Origin of the sequence: Rheinheimera texasensis (assembly GCF_964031785.1) — a bacterium.
GTDB lineage: Bacteria > Pseudomonadota > Gammaproteobacteria > Enterobacterales > Alteromonadaceae > Pararheinheimera > Pararheinheimera texasensis_A.
Map to the genome: position 1 here is coordinate 280,637 of NZ_CAXIRE010000022.1, position 21,851 is coordinate 302,487.

Sequence of the window (21,851 nt, forward strand, 5' to 3'; positions counted from 1 at the left end):
AACAACCCAAAACGGGGTGGCCACAGGAAGAAGCCGCGAGCATCTTGCCAGCGCGATGCGGCAAATTTCTGACAATTCCGTGAAAGATTTATGGCGTGGCACTGCTCCGGTGCGATGCTGCCGCCAACGTCATCAACCGGTCATTTTCTTCACGCAGACTGGCGTAAATACAGCCGGAGTCTGATATGAAGCAGTGGAGTCGTCGCGAGTTTTTAAGGTTGTCCGCCATAGTGGCTGCAGCCGGTGGTTTTAGTACTGTCAGTGGTTGTGTCAGCGCGCCTGGTGCAGCGCTGGGGAGCGCTGAGCCTGAGTTCCCGCTTAGTTTTCTGCATGGCGTCGCCAGCGGCGACCCGTTGTATGACCGGGTGGTGTTATGGACGCGGGTGACGCCAGCCGGCCCGCTGGCTCAGGTGCAGCTGCGACTGGAAGTCGCCACAGATGCGGCTTTTCACAACTTAGTGGTCGCCGCCAATTGTGTGGCGCATGCTGACCAGGATTATTGCGCGAAAGTCGATGCCGCCGGTTTAAGCGCCGGTCAGGTCTATTTTTACCGTTTTTGGGCCGGTTCGGTGTCCTCACCGGTGGGACAGACCCGCACGCTGCCACAAGGGGCGTTAAGCACCGCCCGTTTTGCTGTGGTCAGCTGCAGTAATTATCCGGCCGGTTATTTTCATGTCTATCAGCAACTGGCTGAGCGCACTGATTTGGACGCGGTGATCCACCTTGGTGATTATCTGTATGAATATGCCGCTGACGGTTACGCCACAGAACGTGCCGCTGAGTTTGGTCATTTGTATGCGCCGGATAACCGCTGTGAATTGTTGAATCTGCAGGACTATCGCCGGCGTTATGCCTGTTACCGCGCTGATGCAGCGCTACAGCAACTGCATGGCCGTCATCCGTTTTTACTGGTCTGGGATGACCATGAAATTGCCAATGACACCTGGATCGGCGGCGCCGAAAACCACAGTCCTGGTGAAGGTGATTTTCAGGCGCGCAAGCTCGCGGCGCTGCAAGCGTATTATGAATGGCTGCCGATCCGGCCGCAGGTGCAGCAAGGTGAGCCGCTGTATCGCAGTCTGGCTTATGGTGACTTAGTCCAGCTTTATCTGCTGGACACCCGGGTGTGTGCCCGCAGCCAATGGCTGGATTTCCCGCAGTTTCAGCGCGATGGCAAGCTGGATGTCGCGGCAATGACCAAAGCGGTGCAGGACCCGGCGCGGACTTTGTTAGGGCCGGCGCAGCTGGACTGGCTGAGCCAGGGCCTGAGTCAATCCGCCTGCCACTGGCAGGTGCTGGCGCAGCAGGTGCTGATGGCGCGGATGGAACTACCGGGTGAAGCCTTGGCCGCGCTCGGTAAACCCGGCCCGGAATTATTGCCGCAATTGCAGCAACTGGCCGATTTAAAAACGCAGCCAGCCGAAAAACTGACGGTAGCGCAGCAGCAGCGGCTACAAGCTGTGATGCCGTACAACCTCGATGCCTGGGACGGTTTCCCGGCCGAGCGTGAGCGCTTGTATCAGCGATTGCAGCAAAGTGGGCGTCAGGTATTGGTGCTGGCCGGTGACACCCACAATGCCTGGCACAGTGAGCTCAGAAACGCCGCGGGCGAGCTGGTTGCAGTTGAATTGGCCACGGCTTCGGTGTCATCACCTGGTATTGAAGAGTATCTGCAGCTGGATGCTGTGCAGGCCGCGCAGCTATCGCGTTTGTTACCGCAACTGATTGACGAATTAGCCTGGTGTGAGTTGTCGCGGCGCGGTTATTTATTGGTTGAGTTTAATCAGCAGCAATGCAGTGCGCAGTGGCATCAAATCGCCTCAGTACATACCACGAACGCAGAGTGGCAGGCCCCGCATCAGCTGGTGATCCCAAAGCGCTGATATCTGTGGGTTGCAGCCGGAGTGAGTGTCATTCCGGCTGCGCTTCAGCAAGCTGCTTAGTCTTTGTTTTGTTCCAAACGTGTTTCAATGCGTTTGAGCCGTTGCATCAGTTCGCGTTGTTCTTCGTCGGTGAAGAGATGTTTGTCCTCGACCAGATGCATAATGATATTGGCGACAATCATCGGGATCACCACAAATATCCAGAAATGACCAAACAAAATACCGACAATCCGGCCGGTTGGGGTGAGCGGGGTTAAATCCCCGTAGCCGATGGTCAGTGAGGTGACAGTGGCCCACCACAAGCCATCGGCGAACGACTTCTGTTCCAGCGCGGCAAAACACCAGGCGCCGGCCAACAGGCTGCTGGCGTATAAGGCGATGATTAGCCAGAGCCGGTTTGCGATATATATCAATAACTTCTTCATCAACTTTCCCTTTGTTATACAGACGCTTACCGCAGCATAACAAAGGGCTGAAGGCAGTCCAAGCCGCCGCGTTCAGTTAAAGCGAATGAACATTTAGCAAAGCGCCAGCGCCTGATCCAGTGTCGCTTTATCCGGCGGCTGACAACCGGCTTTGGCAATGTTCAGGCTGGCAGCGAGGCAGGCACGCTTTAGTGCGCTCTGGCACACAGTTAAATCTAAATCGGTAAGCAACTGATTTACCGGATGTAACTGCAGCAGCTGCACTAACAGATTGGCAAAAAAGGTATCACCAGCGCCGACGGTGTCGATAAAAACTGTCGGTTGAATAACGGCTTGGGAAATGACCTGAGTACCCAGATACAGGCTGGCGCCTTCGGCACCACAAGTCAGTGCCAACAGCGCTGACGGTGCCAGAGTGCGGATTTTTTCGACGGCATTTTGCAGGCTGAACGCCGGATACAGCGCAGCTAAATCTTCATCACTGGCCTTGATATAGTCGGCAAGCGTCAGCACCTGCTCAATGACAGCACGGTATGCATCAACATCAGTCACAAACTGCAAACGTACGTTGATATCGACACTGAGCCTGATCCCACGATGTTTGGCGGCCAGCAGCACTGGCCACAATTTCGCCGCATCCTGTGGCTCTAACGCCAGCGACCCGGTGTGCAGAATACGACAGTCCGCCGGCAGTGCTGCAATCAGCTGCTCTGCAGTGTAATCACGGTCAGCAATCCCCTGACGATATAAGCTGTAGCTGGGCTGCCCCTGAGCGTCGATGCGGACAAAAGCCAAAGAACTGGGGGCTGTGGATGGATGCGGAAACCCGGCGCTGACGCCACGGCTTTGTAGCAGCTGGCGGAAAGCATCACCAAAAGCATCCGACGATAACGGCGACAGGTAGCTGACCGGCACTTGCTGCAAAGCACAGGCGATGGCCAGATTTAATGGCGAGCCGCCGGTTTTCGCCACAAAACGGCCGTCTGCTTCGCTGAAAATATCAATGACGTTCTCGCCAATCACCGCAATCATGTTGTTCTCCTCGGATTTTGTTCACAGGCAGCTTAATTAATCACACGCTGTTATTAAAGAGGCCGCTTTAAATATTTTTTGTTTTGCGAAACAGATCACCACGGCAGCGCGCCCACAGTATTTTTTCTCGAAGCTAAGCAACTGAAAAATATAATTTTGGCCAGTATCGTAGCCATGGATCGGCATTTAGCATTCAAGTTTAGCGGCCGTACTCCGATACAGCAGTATCAGCAGTACAAGTAAGGACCTTCATCATGACCGAGCATCTTCGTTTACAACGCATCCGCGACATCGGTTTCCGCTTACAGGAACTGCAGTTAATCCGGGTGCAGGCTGGTGCTTCTTATGCAGTGTCCACGCTGAATTTTCTGTTTCAACTTTATCGTTTACCAAAACCTACAGGACTGACTCTGGAGCAGGCGCTGAGCCAACTCGGGACTGCAGTCATCGCCAGACATCAGTTACCTTATGCCCGCCTCAGTGTGGATGGTGTGCTGCAATTTTTCAGTCAGCGTTTTCAGGTCAGCCACAGTGCCCTGCAGCATCCGAGTTATCGTCGTCGTGACCGTCAGTCAGCGATGCTGGCTCAAATCTGACTGGTCAGCAGACGCCTGAAGGCGTAGACTGCTGAAAAAAACAACAGGGATATATGCGGTGCGCAGTCATAGGGTGAAGCGGGGCCTGGCCTTGGTTGGGCTGTTTCTGGTCACAACAGCTACAGCTGCCGCAGAACGGGTGCTAACTGCTGTCGATGGCGCCTTTATTACTCCTCCGGCCATTATCCGCGCCAAAGATCCGCTACAACAATCCGGTTATCTCATCGATATTTATCGCGAACTGGGCCAGCAACTGGGCATGCAACTGCAGTTAAAATCGTTTGACCGCGCCGCCATTGCCGGTGCGTTGCTGAAAAGCGAAGCCGACATCTATTGCCGCGCTAATCCGGCCTGGTATCCGGAACCGTTATTACGCTGGAGTCCGCCGTTGTTTGCGTACGCCGATGTGGTACTCAGTGAAAAGCCCTTGCCGGATTTAACGGCGCTGAGCGGTCCAGATCGTGTTATTGCGACAGTTGCCGGTTATAAGTACCCGCAATTAGAACCCTTGTTTCGCAATAACAGCCTCAAACGAGCCGATTATCTGTCCCCGGAGGAAGCCGCAGCCGCTTTTTTGGCTGGTAAAGCGGATGCGGTGGTGATGTCTGAAGTGGAAGCGCATTATCTTTTGCCGGTGAACCGGCTGCAGCAACTGGAGCTGGCGCATTATCAGGTGCATTGTGTGTATTCACCACGCTTAAGACCCCTGCAGCGCCAGCTGCTGGATAACTACATCAATGCCCGCGCCAGCCAGGGCCAGTTTAAGGCATTGTTGCAGAAATACAGCTGGCAGCTCAGTGTCAAACAGCCAGCAAAAACCGGCTTATAACACGATGCCTGCGGCAAATTGCTGATATAAACCAACCATCTGTTGATAGTTCGCCAGACTGAGGCGGGCGGCCTGATCCCGGGCACTTAGTAGCTCACGCTCAGCATCCAGTAACTGCAGAAAATCCGCCATACCACTCTGGTAGCGTAATTGCGTCAACCGCACCGCTTCGCTGCTCGCCGCGAGCTGTTGCTGCTGTAGTAACTGGGCGCGCCGGCCCTGGTTGTACGCATCCAGGCTGCCTTTGAGGTCGCGCACGACATCAAATACCTGAGCGCGGTATTGCTGCAACGCCACTTCAGCACCAGCGGTGCTGGCGTCGATGCGGTCGGCCACAGACCAAGGATCGGCCGCCGGCAGGCTTAAACTCGGCGCCAGACTCCAGCTTTGCTGCTCAGTGCCGGTTTTGACACTACCCAAAGAGACAAACCCAAGAAAACCCTGCAGCGACAACTGCGGATACCAGGCGGCTTTATCAATCGCCAGCTGGGTATGCGCTTTGGCCAGCTGCCGCTCGGCAATCGCTAAATCGGGCCGTTTCGCCAGCACGTCCTGCCACTGCGACAGCGCCAGCGGTTGGCTGAATTGCGGCAGGCTGCGTTTGGTCAGCCTCACTTCTGTTTGCGCGGTCAACGCAGCCAAAGCCAACTGCGCCCGCGATTGCTGTAAGTAAAGCGCCGGCAATCCTGCCTCAACCTGGTAGATCTGCGCCTGCAAGCGGGTCAGTTCCAGCGCCGACGCACTGCCGGCATCGAGCTGCGCCTGCACTATGCTGCGGGTTTTCGCCAGATTGGCGAGATTCGCCTGCGCCACATCAATTTGCAGCTGGGCACCCAGCCAGTCGCCATAATGCCGGGCGACCTGAGTCAGCACCGCCAGTTGCAGTTCCTGCAGACGCAACACGGCGATGTCGCGGTCCTGCTGTGCCGCTTGTTCAGCCAGTGCGACCGCACCGGACAAATCCAGTTGCCAGGTAACACTGACGCCTTGTTGATAGCGGCTCGACACCACGCCATCTTTGCCTTGCTGCGAACGTTCCATGCCTGCCGTTGCGGTTGGCTTTGGCAAATCATTGTCGTCGGCATCACTTTGCAGTGCGGCATAACGTTTTACATTGGCACTGGCGGCCAGCAAGCTGGCGTTTTGCGCGCCGGCCTGCTGTAACAGAGTCATCAGTTGCGGGTCGTGTAGTTGTTGCCACCAGTCAGCTGGCTTTGCCACCAGCTGATACTGCGCTGGCAACGGCTGCTCAGCAGTCAGCTGCGCCGGGGCCTGATACTGGCTGCTGACACAGCCACCGAGGCTCAGGCTGAGCAGCAAGGCAAGGGCAGATGGACGAAACAGCTTAGTCATGAGTCACTCCAACATGGTTTGGCAGGTTGATCTGCTCAGAAGTTTGTTGCGGTTTTTTGCCAGCTAGCATGGTGTAGAACAGTGGCGTCAGCAGCAGACCGAATAAGGTCACACCAATCATGCCGGCGAACACCGCCACGCCCATGGCCTGACGCATTTCCGCGCCGGCACCGCTACTGAATACCAGCGGTACTACACCCATTACAAAAGCAATCGACGTCATTAAAATTGGCCGTAAACGTAAGCGGGCCGCTTCCTGCACCGCTTGCAGCGCGGTCATACCGTGTTGTTGCTTTTCGCGGGCGAATTCAACAATCAGGATGGCGTTTTTGGTGGCAAGACCAACCAGCACAATCAAGCCGATTTGGGTGAAGATGTTGTTGTCACCACCAAAAATCCACACGCCAATCATTGCGGAGAGCAGCGTCATCGGAACAATCAACAGGATAGCCAGCGGTAAACGCAGGCTTTCATACAAGGCAGCCAGCACCATAAACACCAACAGCAATACCAGCGGGAACACCAGATATTCAGCATGACCGGCCAGAATTTGCTGATAGGTCAGCTCAGTCCATTCATAGCTGATACCTGGTGGCAGGGTTTCAGCCAGAATTTTTTCAATAGCCGCCCGTGCTTCGCCGCTGCTGTAGCCCGGTGCCGGGCCGCCGTTGATCTCGGCGGTGGTAAAGCCGTTGTAATGCATGACGCGATCCGGGCCGGCGCTGTAATTGACATTGACGAAGCTGCCGATGGGCACCAGCTCACCTTGCCGATTGTTCACTTTCAGGTTGGCGATTTGTGCCGGATCTTGCCGGAAGGCTTCATCCGCTTGCACATTCACCTGATAAGTGCGGCCAAACTGGTTAAAGTCATTGGCATAAGTGCCGCCTAAATAACCCTGTAAAGTTGCAAACAAATCATCTAACGACACGCCCTGTGCTTTGGCTTTGACGCGGTCGACATCCAAATCCAGTTGCGGCACATTGACCTGATAACCCGAGAATACACCGGCAAGCTCAGGCGTTTGCCAGGCTTTCATTTGCACCGCCATCGTCACTTTGTACAGCTCTTCGTAGCCGAGGTTGGCTTTATCTTCCAGCTGCAGGCGGAAACCGCCGATAGTGCCCAAGCCCTGTACCGGCGGTGGCGGGAAGATGGCGATAAAGGCGTCCTGAATACCGGCAAACTGGGCGTTTAAGTCGGCAGCAATTGCGCCGGCTGACAACGACGGATCTTGCCGTTCACTGAAGTCTTTCAGCGGGGTAAACACAATGCCGGCGTTCGGGCTATTGGTAAAACCGTTGATAGACAGGCCAGGGAAGGCGACTGAATGCGCCACACCAGGATGTTTCAGCGCGATTTCCGACATCTGTTTAATTACAGCTTCAGTGCGTTCCAGCGAGGCAGCGTCCGGCAACTGGGCAAAAGCCACCAGATATTGTTTGTCCTGCTGCGGCACATAACCTGTTGGGGTATTGGCAAAAATACCGCCGGTAAGACCCAGCAAGCCTAAGTACAACACGCCAGTCAGACCACCAAAACGGATGATTTTGCTGACCGCTTTGCCATAACGCTCGCTGCCACGGGCAAACAGCCGGTTAAATGGCCGGAACACCAGACGACCGAATAACTTATCCAGCAGCACTGTCAGTTTATCCGGCGCCGCGCCATGCGGTTTTAACAGCAGGGCGGCTAACGCCGGGCTTAACGTCAGCGAGTTCAGTGCGGAAATCACCGTCGAAATAGTAATGGTCAGGGCAAACTGTTTATAAAACTGGCCGGTGAGGCCGGTCATAAAAGCGGTTGGCACAAACACCGCAGCCAGCACCAGCGTGGTGGCAATAATTGGGCCTGTGACTTCTTTCATCGCTTGCTGAGTCGCGGCAAGTGGCGACAAACCGGCTTCGATATTGCGTTCAACGTTCTCCACCACAACGATGGCGTCGTCGACGACAATACCGATGGCCAGCACCAGACCAAATAAGCTCAGCGCGTTCAGTGAAAAACCAAACAGGTGCATAAAGGCAAAAGTACCAATTAATGACACCGGCACTGCCACCAGCGGGATAATCGAGGCGCGCCAGGTTTGCAGGAACAGCACGACGACCAGCACCACCAGTAAAATGGCTTCAAACAGCGTTTTCACTACAGCTTCAATCGAACCGCGCACAAAGACAGTCGGGTCATAGACGATGTCGTAACTCAGACCTTGCGGGAAATTCTGCGCCAGTTCAGCCATGCGCGCACGCACATCATCAGAGATTTGAATGGCATTCGAACCAGACGCCTGAAACACCGGAATAGCAATCGCGTCTTTGTTATCCAGCAAAGAACGCAGCGCATAAGAGCTGGCACCTAATTCCAGTCGCGCCACGTCTTTGAGGTAACTCAGCTCGCCATTGGCACCGGTTTTGATGATGATATTGCCGAATTCTTCGGTGGAGGTCAGCCGGCCTTTGACGTTAATCAACAGCTGAAATTCACTGCTGCCGGACGGTTGCGCACCCAGGCTACCGGCCGCAGCTTGTTGGTTTTGCTCGCGAATCGCATTGACGATTTGCGGTGGCGTAAGACCTAGCGCCGCGACTTTATTCGGATCTAACCAGACGCGCATGCTGTATTCGCTGGCACCAAACAAACGCACAGCGCCGACACCGTCAATCCGCGCCAGTTCATCTTTGATGTTTTGCGCGGCATAGTTCGACAGATACAACATGTCATAGCGGTTATCCGGCGAAGTTAAATGCACCACCATAGTTAAATCCGGTGAGGATTTCTCCGTGACAATACCAAGCCGCTGCACTTCCTGCGGCAGCCGTGGTTTGGCACGGTCGACCCGGGCCTGTACCTGTGACTGCGCTTTGTCGACATCGCTGCCGATGGCAAAAGTGATGGTCAGCGTCATGCGGCCGTCGCTGGTTGCCTGCGAGGACATATACAGCATGTTTTCCACGCCGTTAATTTCCTGCTCCAGCGGGCTGGCGACAGTGTCAGCGATGACTTTCGGGTTGGCGCCCGGATAAGTTGCTGTCACCACCACTGTGGGGGGGACCACTTCCGGGTATTCCGTGATCGGCAGTTGCCAGACTGCAATGGCGCCGCTGATGACAAACAGCAGCGACAACACAGCGGCAAAAATAGGCCGGCGTAAAAAATAATTCGATAACATAGATGATGCCCCTGTTATTGGCCGGCGCCGCTCACGCTACCGCTGCCTGAGGTGGCAGCAGGTTGCTGTGCGATGCGAAAGGGTTGTTGTTCACTGGCAAGCGCGGCCAGCTGCTGTGGCGTCGCCATTTCGACCCGGTTCGGTTCAATCACGACACCTGGGCGTACCCGTTGCAGGCCATTCACCACCACTTGTTCGGCTGGTTTCAGGCCCGATTTGATGATGCGCAGGCCGCCGGTTTTTTCACCGAGTGTGACCGGGCGATATTGCAGCGTACCTTTCGGGTCGACCACCAGCACAAAACGGCTGGCCAAATCAGTGCCAATGGCTTTGTCGTCGACCAGTACGGCCTGATAAGGCGCGCTGCCGGTCAGTTTCAGCCGGGCGAACAGGCCAGGCAGCAGGCCGCCGTCATTGTTGTCAAAGCTGGCGCGGATACGGATAGTGCCGGTCGCGGCGTTTAACTGGTTGTCGATAAAATCGATAGTGCCCTGATGACGGAACTCAGTGCTGCCGCTTAAAGCCAACAGCACAGGCCGCTGTTGTTGCTGCAGCTGGCTGGCGGTACCGCTGGCACTGTCCAGGCCCAGATAACGCAACAGGCTTTGTTCGTCGGCATCAAACCAGGCGTAGATGCGACCACTGGAGACCAGGCTGGTCAGCACCGATTGACCGGCGTGCACATAGTTACCGGCCGTGATAAAGGCGTTCGATACCACACCGGCGATTGGCGCGCGAATTTCGGTATAAGACAAATCCAGCTCGGCTTTTTTCAGCGCGGCAGTCGTGGCGGCCAGCTGTGCTTTGGCTTGTTCAAACCGGCTGAAGCGGCTGTCGAGTAATTCGGTCGCAATCGCATTTTGTTTTTTCAGGCTCAGTGCGCGCTGATACTCACGTTCGGCCAGTGCTAAAGCACTTTTGGCTTCGCTCTGGCTGGCACTGAGGCGCGCCACTTCGGCGGCAAAAGGCGCATTGTCGAGGCTAAATAACAAGTCACCGGCAGCAACCTTTGCACCTTCGCTGAAGTGCACTTTGGCGAGGTAACCGGACACCCGTGGCATCAGATTAACCGATTCCGGCGCCTGTAACCGGCCGGTGTATTCGTCAGTTTCGCTGATTTGCTGGCTGAGCACGGTTGCCACATCCACTTTGACCGCAGCCGGACCGCTGGCAGCAGGTGCTGCGGGTTGGCAGGCAGCGAGTACAAGGGCCGCCAGGCTGGTCAGCAGCAGGCGACGGGGCAGTTTTAACTGGGGTCTGGCCATGATCGGTAATTCCTCTTATTCAGGGTCGGTGGCAGGAAGGTTTTGGCATTACACGCTGTGGAAGTCGGTATTTGTTGACTTCTGTACTGATTGGTATAATGTGCTGACCGGTAAATATATAGAAAAGCATTACAGAGTCAATTTAATTTTGTACTGATTGGTAAAATAGTTTGGAACTTTTTCGCAGGGCAGCGATTCTGTTGGTTATAAGCAGAAAATAAGCTGTCAGTGAATAAGCAGTGCAGCCAAGGTGGAGCGTCCGCTGTTTCGGTGTTAAAGCCGGACTGTGGACCGCAGTGTATACTGCAGTGTTTACCAGGCCGGGCTGCTGCGTTATTCTCTGGCCCATGCAGATAAAGGGCGGTTGCGATGCTGACTTCAGGTCGTCGCAGATGCCGCCACAGAGGTAGTGATGAGTGCAAACACGCTAAACAGCACCACATGTAATAACAGCGCACCGGTCGGCCGGCCGCGCGCTTTTGATTTGGAAACAGCGCTGCAAAAAGCGCTCGAAGTGTTTTGGCAAAAAGGTTATGAAGGCGCGTCTTTGCCTGATTTGACTGAAGCCATGGGCATTAACAAACCCAGCCTCTATGCGGCATTTGGCAATAAAGAGCAGTTATTTCTCAAAGCCATTGAACGCTATGAAAACCGCCCAAGCGCGTTTTTTTATCCGTCGATGCAGGAGCCCACGGCTTATCGGGTGGCAGAGCGGATTCTGCTGGGCGCAGCGGCAGAACACAGTAATCCGCAGCATCCGCCCGGATGCCTGATGGTGCAGGGTGCTTTGGCCTGTAGTGACAGCGGTCAGTCGGTGAAAGATGCCTTAATTGCACGGCGTAAAGCCGGTTTTGAACAGTTAGTGCAGCGGTTTGAGCGGGCCAAAGCAGATGGTGATTTACCTGCCGATGCCGATCCGCAGGGCCTGGCGGGTTTTATTATCACGGTGTTACAGGGGTTATCGGTTCAGGCGACCAATGGCGCTTGTACCGATCAGCTTCACAACATTGCCCGCACTGCGCTGAAAGCATTTCCACAGACGCAAGCTTAAGCGCTGACTGTGCCGCAATTGGCAGTTGTTTGGGGGCAGTTGTTAGGATGGTGGTTGCTTTAACACACGACAACCGCCGTCCAGATAAGGCCCGCTATGCCGGACCCAGCCTGGCCCGGGGTCAATCTGTTTGCAGATATATTTGCCGGTTTTGACACTTTGCCAGCGATACCAGAGTGCGGGTTCGGCACTGGGCCTGAGTGGCAGCAGCACCAATATCAACAGCAGTGCCAGCACATCAGGTCGCAGACTCATCTTTTTCAGCTTCATCTCCATCCACCTGCATGTCGCCGGTCGGGCATTATAACGTGCAGTGTGCCGGATTGACCGGCCAGTTGTCGACAGGTACAGTCTTTGCGTTGATGTAATAACATCAGAGCCACGGAGAAACCATCGATGCGTGCGTGCTGGCTGAGCCTGATTGTTTTCCTCTGGTCGTGGACCGCTCAGGCTGATCCTGTGTTGCTGCAAGGCGCGGGTTGTTGCGACCCGCGCCAGGATATCCGTGTACTGTCCGACCCTGGCGGTGCACTGAGCTTCAGTCAGGTGCGCAATTTGCAGGCTGATTTTCAGATGCCACTGCGGGAAGATCTCAGTTATGGCTATCGCAGCGGTGCTATCTGGCTGTATTTACAGGTAAAATCAACTGAGCGCGCCCGCTGGTGGTGGCTCTTTACCTATCCGTCGCTGGACCATCTGACGCTCTATATTGAAAACAGTCATGGCATCCGCCAGTTCGACAGTGGCGATATGGTGGCGTTGTCATCCCGGGCCCTGGTGCACCGGCAAGCGGTATTTCCGCTCGATTTGGCCGCTGATGAGGTCACGACTTTGTGGCTGCGGGTGGAAAGTCAGGGCAGCATGACGCTGCAGAATCAACTCATCAACAATGACGAATTTATCAGCCTGACCGCAGACGCTTATCTGGCGCCTGCTTTGTACTTCGGCGCTTTGCTGGCGCTGGCAGGTTATAACTTGTTGTTGTTTCTGGTGCTCAGAGAAAAAGTTTTTTTGTGGTATGTGTTGTTTGTGCTGTGGTTTGGCGTCGGTAGTGCCTCGCTAAACGGCATCGGCGCTATTTACCTGTGGCCCGGTGCGCTGGAACTGTCGAACCGTTTGCTGCCGCTTGGCTTTACCGTCGCAGCCCTGATGGCGGTGTTGTTTACCCGGGCTTTCCTTGATACGGCACGGTTTAGTCCGGCCTGGGACAAATTATTGCGTCCGCTCAGCACTCTGATGTTGGTTGCGGTTGGATTTGCTGCCTGGATGCCAGTGCAGCAAGCGCTGATTGTGATGTCGCTGATTGGCATTGTTGCGGTGTTAGCGCTGACTTTGTGCGCTATTCAGAGTGTGCTGAACCGGGCTCCAGGTGCGCGCTTGTTTGCGCTGGCCTGGGCCATGTTGTTGCTCGGTACTATTGTAATGTCACTGCGTAATCTTGGCTTGTTACCGTCAAACTTCTTTACTATCAATGCGATGCAGCTTGGCTCAGCTTTGGAAATGCTGCTGGTGTCTTTTGGTCTGGCTGCCCGGTTTAACCAGCTGAAACTGCAGCACAGCCAGGCTCAGCAGCAGGCGCTGGATGCACAGCAGCAACTGGTGCAACAATTACGCGAACATGAAAATCAGCTGGCGCAGAAAGTGGCAGAGCGCACCGCTGAACTGGAACAGATGAATGAAAAACTGCAACGGCTGGCGACTACAGATCCGCTGACTGGCCTGGCCAACCGCAATGCCATGTATCAGCAGCTCAGTCAGGCGATGGCGCGGGCGAAACGGCAGGGTTCCAGTCTGGCTTTGTTGTATCTGGACCTCGATGGCTTCAAAACGGTCAATGACCAGTTTGGCCACCTGGCTGGTGACAAAGTGTTGTTTGAAGTCAGCGAGCGGCTGCGCGATGCAGTGCGGGAAACCGATCTGATTTGCCGGATTGGCGGGGACGAGTTTTTACTGATTTGTGAGGGGCTGACGCAAGGCGCGATTCTGGTTCAATTAACGGAACGGCTGTTACAGCATGTGCAGCAGCCGTTTTACCATGGCACGGCGCAAATCAGGCTTGGCGTCAGCATCGGCGTGGCAATTAGCAGCGCCGGTGAAACCGCGGCCGAAGCGCTGATTGATGCCGCAGACCGTGCCATGTACGACGCCAAAGCGGCCGGCAAAAATTGTGTGCAGCTGGCCAGTGATTTTGCCTGAACCTTTGGATAATAAAAAAGCGGCAACAGCCGCTTTTTATTGGATAAACATTCGCTTAGGCAGTTGCGGCTGGTAAACGCGCGATCAACACACCGATACGCTCCAGTGACGTGAAATGTGCGTAAATTGCTGGCAGGACACCAAACTTACGTAACTGCAGGAATTGTTCGTCGCTTAATGCTTCGAATTTTTCCCGGTCGATCACATGGAAACCGTTCAGGCGGCGCTCGTTACCAGCCAGATCACGATATTGCAGACCATCGGCTTTAAACAGACCCATCTCGGTGATTTGGCTCAGGATATTGCGGCTGACGGTGTTAGCATCGATGTAATCTTTGAAGAAAGAATTAATGCCGTCGAAGAATTCAGTAGCTTTGCCTTCTGCATCAAACAAGGCCTGGCCTTCAGTGCGGCTGACGTTGTCGGCTTGTTCGTTGACACACAGCACTAACTGGTCGTCATTGGCCTGAGCCAGCGTGAACGGGTAAGCGCGGATGCCGGCAGGAATATATTCACCTTTCCACTCGCCATCTTGCAGGAACAGATTCTGCGCTTCCTGCAGACCAAATACTGCGACCGGGTTATACACGTCGGCGTCGCCGGCTTTTAAGAAGAAAATTGGATAAAACGGCGCAGCGGCAGTGAATTCCTGCAGCATTAACGGCGCGACGTGACGGTTTTCCAGGATTTCAACGGAGAATTTTGGCAGGATACGGAGATCTTTGTGTTGGTCCTGGGTCAGGGCGACTGGTTGAGCGAGCATGTTACTACTTCCTTTGGATCTTGTCTGAGGCCAGCATTGGCGGGCGTCCGCCGGTGGCCGGTTTTTATAAAGTCGCAAGCACCATACTATAAAAATATGACAGAATGCCAGCGCCGTTCTGCAGAAAAATGTTAGCAATTTAGCAACGCCAGACCTGCACTGTGGCGACTGGTTGAGTAACAGGCTGAATTTATGAATAATGCCGCCGTTTTCTGCGAATTTCGCTGCTGAGCTGTGACGAGGACTTCTTCCCGCATGATAAAAAAACTGCCGCAGAGCCAGTCACTGGCCGTTGTCTTACTGCTGAGTTTATTGCTGCTGTTGTTATCACCGCAGTGGCTGGTGCTGCAGCGTGGACAAGACCTGAGTCTATGGTTGCGCTTTGGGCTGCTGCCAGCTGCATTGCTGTTGCTGCTGCTGTTGTCGTTACAGCGTTCGCCCGGCCGCTCAGTCTGGTTGTGGTTGCCGCTGGCGCTGTTAGTGCCGCAGGAATGGTTTTATCAGCTGACTTACGGCAAGGCGACTGACGCGCATGCCATGGCGATTATCTTTGAAACCGATTTGGCCGAAGCTGCGGGTTATCTGTCCGGTATTGGTTGGTTGTTATTCGCGGCTTTGCTTGGCATTTTGTTGTTATTTGGCCTGACCAGCAGTGTGCTGCTGGCGGCGCAATTGCACTGGCCGCGGTTCTGCCGGCCGTTGATTTGGGGTTGTACCCTGGCGGGACTTTGCTGGGTGGCGCTGCAGGAACGTCAGTATGCCATTGATTATCCGCTTGACCCGCAAGCCGACGCGACGCAAACGGCGTTAAGCCGGCGGCCTCTGCCGCAAAGCCACAATCTGTTTTATCAGAGTTTTCCGCTCAATCTGCTGCTGGCCGGCAATGAGTTCCGTGTGCAGCAACAGGCGCTGAGTGCAGTCGCGGCGAAAAGCCGGAATTTTAAGTTTGGCGCAGCGCAGCCGGAAGTGCAGGGCGAGCGGCAAATCTATGTGCTGGTGATAGGCGAAACTCTGCGACCGGACCGGCTGCAGCTCAATGGTTATGGCCGCGTCACCACGCCAGAACTGGCCAGTATTCCCGGCGTCATCAGCTTTCAGGATATGGTCAGCCCCTGGGCCTGGACGCGGATGTCGGTGCCGGTGATTATTTCGCGTAAAACCGCCGCCAATCACAGTTATTTCTTTGATGAAAAGTCCTTAGTTGCCGCTTTTGGCGAAGCCGGCTTTCGCACTTATTGGTTGTCGACGCAAAGCCCGCTCGGCGTGCATGACTCTTCGGTGGCTTTACATGCCAGCGAAGCGGACGAAGTGCAGTACTTAAATCCGGTTGGCTACAAAAAAGAAGGCTTTTATGACGAAGTGTTGCTGGACGCATTTAAAAGAGTGCTGGCAAAACAAGAACAAAAACAACTGATTGTGCTGCATACGCTCGGCAGTCATTTCAGTTACACCGACCGTTACCCGTCAGCCTTTGACCGCTTTTTGCCCTCAGGCAAAGGCCAAAAGATTGGCATGCATGACAAGGCTAATCGTGAGCTGCTGAGCAATGGTTACGACAACACTGTGCTGTACACCGATTTTATCGTCGCCGGTCTTATCCGTCAGTTACAGCAACAGCAGGCTATCGCCAGTCTGTTACTGGTGTCTGATCATGGCGAAAACATTTTTGATGGTGACTGCGATAAAAGCGGTCATGGTCACAATACCGAATTTGATTATCGGGTTGGGGCTTTGTGGTGGGGTTCAGAGCTTTTCAGCCAGCAGTTTCCGCAGAAAACCCAGCAGCTGAGCCTGTCTGCCCGGCAACCTTTACTGACCAGTCAGACGTTTCATACCATGCTGCAGCTGGCAGATATTCATTATCCAACGCAGCAGAGCGAACTGAGTTTTGCCAGTGCGGCATTTAAGCCACAGCGACGATTGCTCTGGACTGGCGTCGATTTTGACCAGGCCGCTAAAACTGGCCAATGCCGGCAGCTGCCGCAAGGACAGCTTTCTGCAGACGCAACGAATTGACTGTCATATTGTTGTCATAAATAAGCCATAAAATAGCCATCCAACCGACATGACAACGCCATGAAAAATACTGAAAAACTTCATGAAACTGTCATTGCGTCATAAAAATACCTGTTTTTACCTCTTCAATCCTTGCAATTGGCTGGCACTGTTTATACTGAAGCCAAACTGTTGCAAAGAAAGATGTTCTTCATAAAAAAGAAGGATTTAACCATGTTCGCAAAAAAAGCTGTGGTCGTTGCCATGTTGTTGGGTCTGGCGGGTGTTGCACAGGCTGATCCACTGACGGTGTACGGTAAAATCAACGTATCGGCGCAAAGTTCGGATGATGGCGCCGGCCGCTTTTCCGAATTAAAAAGCAATGCCTCCCGTTTTGGCGTCAAAGGTGATTACCAGCTGGAAGATGACCTGACGCTGATTTATCAGCTGGAATGGGAAGTTGACCTGACCGACGAAGCCAATGAAAAGAATATCAAAGGCCGCGACCAGTTTATTGGTCTGACCGGCAGCTTCGGGACTATCAAAGCCGGCCGCAACGACACCGCGCTGAAATTGTCACAGGGTAAAATGGACCTGTTCAACGACTACGAGGCCGATATCAAAACCTTGTGGAAAGGCGAAAACCGGATGAATAACTCGCTAGTGTATATCACACCGAAGTTTGCCGGTTTCTCCTTGCTGGTGACCCATATCATGGAAGACTCAGAGAAAGGTCAGGACGGTCAGTCTGTGGCGCTGATGTATGGTGATGACAGCCTGAAAGACAGCCCGATATTTGCGTCAGTGTCGATGGATAACGACGTCAATGGCTACGACAGCAGCCGCTTATTTGTGCAGGGCAAAGTAGCCAGCATCAAACTGGGGGCCGGTCTGCAGCAGCAGGAAGTCATGACAGGCGGCACTAAAGAAGACGGTTACCTGTTAAACGCGGCTTATCCGCTGAAAAAGTTTGAGTTAAAAGTGCAATACCAGACGCTGGAAGATCATGACGGCTACAGCCTGGGTGCGGATTACAAAATCGGCAAAGAGACCAAGTTATTTGCCTGGTACAGCAGCTTTGATTTCTTCAATAAAGCCGATACCGATTATCTGGCAGTGGGCATCGAACATAAATTCTGATCCTCATTCACACACAAAAAAACCGGCTTTTGCCGGTTTTTTTATGTTCAGAGCCAACCTTTTCGCTTAAAAAACAAATATGGCGTGATGCCGGCGAGTAACATCAGCGCCAGCGCCAGCGGGTAACCATAGGTCAGATTCAGCTCCGGCATATGCGCGAAGTTCATACCATAGCTGCTGGCAACCAAAGTCGGCGGCAGGAAAATCACTGACACTACCGAGAAGATTTTGATGATGCGGTTTTGTTCGATATTGATAAAACCCATCGCTGATTGCAGCAGGAAGTTGACGCGCTGCGAAAAGGATTCGTTGTGCGGCAGCAGCGACTCGACGTCGCGTAACACGTCGCGCGCCTGCTCCAATTGATCAGCCGGTAACCGTGCTTTACGCAGCAAAAAGCTGATGGCACGCTGGGTATCCATCAGACAAAGCCGTACTTTCCAGCTCATATCCTCAAGCTCAGTCAGTTTCGACAGCGACTCCTGAAAGGCTTCATTTTGTTTGCCCTGTAAAATCACCTGACTGATAGCTTCCAGTGCCAGCGAAATTTCTTCGATACTGTCGGCCAGTTGTTCGATTTTGACTTCAAACAAATCCAGCAGCAGCTCAAAGGCATTGCTGCTTTGCAGGTGTGCGTTGCGTGCGCGCATCCGGTACAGCCGGAATACCGGCAGTTCGCGCTCGCGCAGCGTAAACAGCCGGCCGTCGCGAATGGTAAAAGCTACTGTGGTGGTGGCTGCGCGCTCTTCCTGATAAAAAAACAATGAGTGCACATGCAGGCCGTCTTCATCTTCGAAAAAACGCGCTGACGCTTCGATATCGTCCAGTTCGGCGCGCAAAGCAAGCTGCTGGCCAAACTGGTCGCTGATAAAACTTCGTTCGGCGTCGTCCGGTTCCTGCAAATCCAGCCAGATGGCCTGCTGCACCTGCTCGGCGCTTTGCAGCTCAAGCCGTTCCAGTTTTTGTTGTTGTACGGTAAAAATCCGCAGCATCAGGTGACTCCGTTAATCTAGCCGGAAGATCCCGGAACGACACAGCGCGAGAAAATACTTTGTGGTGGCGATACGCCGGTCAGACTGCAACTGACCCGGCAAAACAACAGGGGAGAGGCGGCAGACTGATTTACAACAAAGAAGGTCGACTGGGTATGTCCAAGGAAATGCAGCCTCTGGCAAAAAGTGATGTTGATCTTAAAGAACCCGCATAGCTCAGGTCAAGGTAAAGCTGGTCAGAACAGCTATCTTGCCCGCTACAAAAAAGCAGAACCGCGGGGTAGCGTCCTTGCTAACCTCCGCGGTTCTCCAACCGGTTCAGTGTAACTCTCAGGAATTCTTATCAGAACTTCTGACTGTAACTTAAGCCAACACTGACGCCTTCTTCGCGTTTTTGCAGAATTTCGCCTTGCTGCAGAATTTCGGTTTCTTCATTCAGCAGGTTTTTCACTGAGAACTTCAGGTTACCTTCTGGCAGCACTGTGTAGCTGTAAGTGAAATCTAGCGAGTTAAACGGCTGCTCGTAGGCGTCGTCTTTGCCGTCAATGCCGGCGAAAGCGATGCGTTTGCCAAACACGTTATACGTCAGCGTTGCGGTGTGGTCTTCGTTGTCCGAATCGTAGCCGAGCTGGAAGTTCACCACGTATTTGCTGTGGCCAGTCAGTGGCCGCACCAGATTGGTCAGGTTTGACTCACCGAGCGCCTGCATTTCGATTTCAGACTTACTGAAAGTGACGTTGCTGTTGATAAAGAAGTTATCAACAAACTGGCCAAAACTGCCTTCAAACATATCCAGTTTTTGCAGCGCTTCGGCTTCAATGCCGTACACTTCACCGGCTAAGGCATTGCGGAATGACATCAACAGGTTACCGTCTGAGCCTTTGAGTTCAATGGCTTCAATCGGGTTCACCATGTCTTTGTAAAACAGACCGATGCTGTAGTTGCTGCCAGAATCTAAGTAAGATTCAAAGCGCATGTCGTAGCCTTTGATGTCGGTGCTCTTCAGGTCAGCAAAACCCATCACTTTAAAATCAGTTACCGGGTCGATAAACAGCACTGGTGTCACTTCACGTAAATCCGGCCGCACCACAGTCTCACTGAAACCAAAGCGCAGTTGGGTTTCTTCGGTGCGCATCCAGGTGACCGACAGGGCAGGATATAAATCATCCTGCTCGATCAGCATCTTGCTGACATCACCCTGCGCTGCACCGGTGGATGGATTCAGCGGCACTGACACCTGACGGAAGTCCTCGTAACGCACACCCAGGTTCACCCGCCAGGTGTAGTCGTAAGTGGCTTCCATCGCGACATAAGCCGCATCAATCATCTGCGCCGCTTTGTAATCGTCCGCATCACCGGTTACGTCCGAAATCTGGAAACGCTTGGCGGCGTTTTGGATGTTGGTGTCGGCAAAAATCTGGCTATAGGCCTGACTTAAGTCAGCATTACTAAAACCACGGGTATCAAACTTATAACGCGCAGTTGAGGCGTCGCGCTGGCGTTCGAAGTAGCTGTAACCGGTGCTGAAAGACCATTCGGTTTTTTCGGTCGACAGCGGATATTTGGCGTTCCAGCTGACGTTTTCGGTGTTGTCTTCCATGTTGCCGAACTGATAAATCACCGCGTTGTCGCTGCGGCGCATGGTTTTGCTTTGCAGCGCACCAGCGTCGTCCAGCGAGCGGACATACAGATACTCGACTTCACCCGGCGCGCGGCGCTCGGCTTTAGCGTCGGTGTATTGCCAGTCGATATTTAAGTCACCGGCCCAGTCCAGCGTATGTTTACCGCGGATCTGGTTGCTGAGCATCGAACGCTCTTCGTACAGGATGTTGTAAAATTCGTTTTCGCGGTTGGCTTCGTTGATGGTTTCAATCGAATCACCGATTTTACGTTTGATACGATCTTTGGTGTCCTGCAGATAGATACTGGAGGTTTCAAAGCGGTGGTTGTTGTCCCACTCAAAACCAAAGTTCAGCATGCCGGACAATTTCACCTGATGCTCGGTACGCAGAATGTCGTCGTAGCGGTTCAGCGGCGTCAGTTCACTGCCGGTGGTGATGGAATAATAACGTTCCTGATCTTTGCTGTTTTCGCTGGACTGGTCATAGCTGACGCCAGCCATCACGCCAAACACGCGCTCGCCGATATCAAAACGGTTGCCCCAGGACATGCTGGCATCATAAGCCGGGCCTAAGCTTTTCTCGCGCACATCGAGGTCACGGTTCATTTCCAGACCGAGATTGCGGTTAATCAGCTCGGCTTTGGCCAGATTGTCGGCGTTGACGCCACCCAGGCCCTGGGCAATCTTCACCAGATCCAGCGAGCCATATTGGTCTACTGCGGCACGGAACGGCTCTGATAAACTGCGGGTGCCATCGTCGCGACCACGCCAGTCATCACCGCCACCGCTATATTCGAGGCCTTTGTCGCTGCTGAGGCTGTTGTATTCAGTACCGACTGAGAAGCTGAATACCTGGTCGAGCGGAATACTGCTGGTGCGGATATTGATATTACCGCCACCAAAAGCGGCCGGTAGTTCCGGCGAATACGACTTCTGCACCACCATGCTTTCGATAATGCCGGCCGGGAACATATCCATCGGTACGACGTTACGCGTCGGGTCCGGGCTTGGCACCTGGGCGCCGTTTAACAAGGTTGATGAGTAACGCTCACCAAGACCACGCACATAAATAAACTTGTCTTTGACCAGCGTCAAACCTGTCACGCGGCGCAGTGCTGCGGCAGCGTTACCGTCGCCGGCGCGGGAGATCTGGTCCATGCCCAAAAGTTCTGCCACAAATGGCTGCTGCCGGCGCTCTTCTGCCGTAGCGGCGGCGGAACTCAATAACCGGCCTGACACGTTAATCCGTTCAACGGCCTGCGTTTCGCTTGATGTTGCCGCGTTCGGGGCAGGTGCTGTCACTGTCTGGGCTGCTTCCTGAGCAACAGCCGCAGACAACGGCAGGGCTGCGCTGGCAGTTAAGGCCAATAAAACTGCGCGGGTGACGCGGTTCGGGTTTAATTGCAATGGGCCAAATGGGTGCAAGCTACTCATTTTTCTGGATCCTGTCGGCTGTTCATTTCAGCCAGAGTTTTTATCTGCCCGGTTTTGGCCGGGTTCTACGCAAAAGTGGTTGTCAGCACAAAGCCGGCCTTTGCCTC

General features: G+C 53.9%; 16 protein-coding genes. 7 read left to right on the top strand and 9 right to left on the bottom strand.

What is annotated here, in order from left to right; all coding sequences use genetic code 11:
• Positions 1 to 185 precede the first annotated feature (185 nt).
• Positions 186 to 1,883 carry an alkaline phosphatase D family protein gene (locus tag ABNT34_RS18030; protein ID WP_348734125.1) on the top strand — a complete coding sequence of 566 codons (1,698 nt, stop codon included), beginning with the start codon at positions 186 to 188 and terminating at the stop codon, positions 1,881 to 1,883.
• A gap of 56 nt (positions 1,884 to 1,939) precedes the next feature.
• On the opposite strand, the gene ABNT34_RS18035 is transcribed toward ABNT34_RS18030, so the two are convergent.
• Together ABNT34_RS18035 and ABNT34_RS18040 are read right to left on the bottom strand one after the other, a co-directional pair.
• Positions 1,940 to 2,308 (bottom strand): potassium channel family protein, encoded by a 369-nt coding sequence (locus ABNT34_RS18035; RefSeq protein WP_348734127.1) that lies wholly within the window; start codon positions 2,306 to 2,308, stop codon positions 1,940 to 1,942.
• Between the two features lie 93 nt (positions 2,309 to 2,401).
• The gene (locus ABNT34_RS18040; RefSeq protein ID WP_348734129.1) at positions 2,402 to 3,340 is read right to left on the bottom strand and encodes a carbohydrate kinase; all 939 of its coding nucleotides are present in this window, start codon (positions 3,338 to 3,340) and stop codon (positions 2,402 to 2,404) included.
• Between the two features lie 254 nt (positions 3,341 to 3,594).
• Here ABNT34_RS18040 and ABNT34_RS18045 point away from each other — a divergent pair, with 254 nt between their 5' ends.
• Complete coding sequence (locus ABNT34_RS18045) at positions 3,595 to 3,936, top strand: hypothetical protein (protein ID WP_348734131.1); 342 nt, start codon at positions 3,595 to 3,597, stop codon at positions 3,934 to 3,936.
• Between the two features lie 139 nt (positions 3,937 to 4,075).
• Positions 4,076 to 4,765 carry a transporter substrate-binding domain-containing protein gene (locus ABNT34_RS18050; RefSeq protein ID WP_348734133.1) on the top strand — a complete coding sequence of 230 codons (690 nt, stop codon included), beginning with the start codon at positions 4,076 to 4,078 and terminating at the stop codon, positions 4,763 to 4,765.
• Here the strand turns inward: ABNT34_RS18050 and ABNT34_RS18055 are convergent.
• The 3 genes from ABNT34_RS18055 to ABNT34_RS18065 are packed head-to-tail and all read right to left on the bottom strand — an operon-like array spanning position 4,760 to position 10,552.
• Entirely contained in the window at positions 4,760 to 6,118 is a 1,359-nt protein-coding gene (locus tag ABNT34_RS18055) for a TolC family protein (RefSeq protein WP_348734135.1), read from the bottom strand. The two genes, ABNT34_RS18050 and ABNT34_RS18055, sit on opposite strands and share 6 nt — an antisense overlap.
• A complete protein-coding gene (locus ABNT34_RS18060) occupies positions 6,111 to 9,287 on the bottom strand; it encodes a multidrug efflux RND transporter permease subunit (protein ID WP_348734137.1) in 3,177 nt (1,058 codons plus the stop codon). The genes ABNT34_RS18055 and ABNT34_RS18060 overlap by 8 nt, the downstream gene beginning before the upstream one ends.
• A gap of 14 nt (positions 9,288 to 9,301) precedes the next feature.
• Positions 9,302 to 10,552 carry an efflux RND transporter periplasmic adaptor subunit gene (locus ABNT34_RS18065; RefSeq protein ID WP_348734139.1) on the bottom strand — a complete coding sequence of 417 codons (1,251 nt, stop codon included), beginning with the start codon at positions 10,550 to 10,552 and terminating at the stop codon, positions 9,302 to 9,304.
• 412 nt (positions 10,553 to 10,964) lie between these two features.
• On the opposite strand from ABNT34_RS18065, the gene ABNT34_RS18070 reads away from it, so the two are divergent.
• Entirely contained in the window at positions 10,965 to 11,603 is a 639-nt protein-coding gene (locus ABNT34_RS18070; RefSeq protein WP_348734141.1) for a TetR/AcrR family transcriptional regulator, read from the top strand.
• 42 nt (positions 11,604 to 11,645) lie between these two features.
• On the opposite strand, the gene ABNT34_RS18075 is transcribed toward ABNT34_RS18070, so the two are convergent.
• Entirely contained in the window at positions 11,646 to 11,873 is a 228-nt protein-coding gene (locus ABNT34_RS18075; protein ID WP_348734143.1) for a hypothetical protein, read from the bottom strand.
• Between the two features lie 126 nt (positions 11,874 to 11,999).
• On the opposite strand from ABNT34_RS18075, the gene ABNT34_RS18080 reads away from it, so the two are divergent.
• On the top strand, positions 12,000 to 13,799 hold the full coding sequence (locus tag ABNT34_RS18080; RefSeq protein ID WP_348734145.1) for a diguanylate cyclase: 1,800 nt from the start codon (positions 12,000 to 12,002) through the stop codon (positions 13,797 to 13,799).
• Between the two features lie 55 nt (positions 13,800 to 13,854).
• Here ABNT34_RS18080 and ABNT34_RS18085 read toward each other — a convergent pair whose 3' ends face one another.
• Positions 13,855 to 14,562: a SapC family protein gene (locus ABNT34_RS18085; RefSeq protein WP_348734147.1), complete on the bottom strand. Its 708-nt coding sequence runs from the start codon at positions 14,560 to 14,562 to the stop codon at positions 13,855 to 13,857.
• A gap of 255 nt (positions 14,563 to 14,817) precedes the next feature.
• Here ABNT34_RS18085 and ABNT34_RS18090 point away from each other — a divergent pair, with 255 nt between their 5' ends.
• Positions 14,818 to 16,578 carry a phosphoethanolamine transferase gene (locus tag ABNT34_RS18090; RefSeq protein WP_348734149.1) on the top strand — a complete coding sequence of 587 codons (1,761 nt, stop codon included), beginning with the start codon at positions 14,818 to 14,820 and terminating at the stop codon, positions 16,576 to 16,578.
• Between the two features lie 213 nt (positions 16,579 to 16,791).
• Positions 16,792 to 17,697, top strand: coding sequence for a porin (locus tag ABNT34_RS18095; protein ID WP_348734151.1), 906 nt, complete (start codon positions 16,792 to 16,794; stop codon positions 17,695 to 17,697).
• A gap of 47 nt (positions 17,698 to 17,744) precedes the next feature.
• Here ABNT34_RS18095 and corA read toward each other — a convergent pair whose 3' ends face one another.
• Positions 17,745 to 18,689: a magnesium/cobalt transporter CorA gene (gene corA / locus ABNT34_RS18100; RefSeq protein ID WP_348734153.1), complete on the bottom strand. Its 945-nt coding sequence runs from the start codon at positions 18,687 to 18,689 to the stop codon at positions 17,745 to 17,747.
• Positions 18,690 to 19,032: 343 nt separating this feature from the next.
• The gene (locus ABNT34_RS18105; RefSeq protein WP_348734155.1) at positions 19,033 to 21,744 is read right to left on the bottom strand and encodes a TonB-dependent receptor; all 2,712 of its coding nucleotides are present in this window, start codon (positions 21,742 to 21,744) and stop codon (positions 19,033 to 19,035) included.
• Positions 21,745 to 21,851 lie beyond the last annotated feature (107 nt).

Coding starts and splice junctions, on each gene's coding strand:
- corA (WP_348734153.1), bottom strand. CDS start 18,689: ATGCTGCGGATTTTTACCGTACAACAACAAAAACTGGAACGGCTTGAG.
- ABNT34_RS18060 (WP_348734137.1), bottom strand. CDS start 9,287: ATGTTATCGAATTATTTTTTACGCCGGCCTATTTTTGCCGCTGTGTTG.
- ABNT34_RS18105 (WP_348734155.1), bottom strand. CDS start 21,744: ATGAGTAGCTTGCACCCATTTGGCCCATTGCAATTAAACCCGAACCGC.
- ABNT34_RS18040 (WP_348734129.1), bottom strand. CDS start 3,340: ATGATTGCGGTGATTGGCGAGAACGTCATTGATATTTTCAGCGAAGCA.
- ABNT34_RS18090 (WP_348734149.1), top strand. CDS start 14,818: ATGATAAAAAAACTGCCGCAGAGCCAGTCACTGGCCGTTGTCTTACTG.
- ABNT34_RS18065 (WP_348734139.1), bottom strand. CDS start 10,552: ATGGCCAGACCCCAGTTAAAACTGCCCCGTCGCCTGCTGCTGACCAGC.
- ABNT34_RS18070 (WP_348734141.1), top strand. CDS start 10,965: ATGAGTGCAAACACGCTAAACAGCACCACATGTAATAACAGCGCACCG.
- ABNT34_RS18085 (WP_348734147.1), bottom strand. CDS start 14,562: ATGCTCGCTCAACCAGTCGCCCTGACCCAGGACCAACACAAAGATCTC.
- ABNT34_RS18055 (WP_348734135.1), bottom strand. CDS start 6,118: ATGACTAAGCTGTTTCGTCCATCTGCCCTTGCCTTGCTGCTCAGCCTG.
- ABNT34_RS18035 (WP_348734127.1), bottom strand. CDS start 2,308: ATGAAGAAGTTATTGATATATATCGCAAACCGGCTCTGGCTAATCATC.
- ABNT34_RS18095 (WP_348734151.1), top strand. CDS start 16,792: ATGTTCGCAAAAAAAGCTGTGGTCGTTGCCATGTTGTTGGGTCTGGCG.
- ABNT34_RS18045 (WP_348734131.1), top strand. CDS start 3,595: ATGACCGAGCATCTTCGTTTACAACGCATCCGCGACATCGGTTTCCGC.
- ABNT34_RS18080 (WP_348734145.1), top strand. CDS start 12,000: ATGCGTGCGTGCTGGCTGAGCCTGATTGTTTTCCTCTGGTCGTGGACC.
- ABNT34_RS18075 (WP_348734143.1), bottom strand. CDS start 11,873: ATGAAGCTGAAAAAGATGAGTCTGCGACCTGATGTGCTGGCACTGCTG.
- ABNT34_RS18030 (WP_348734125.1), top strand. CDS start 186: ATGAAGCAGTGGAGTCGTCGCGAGTTTTTAAGGTTGTCCGCCATAGTG.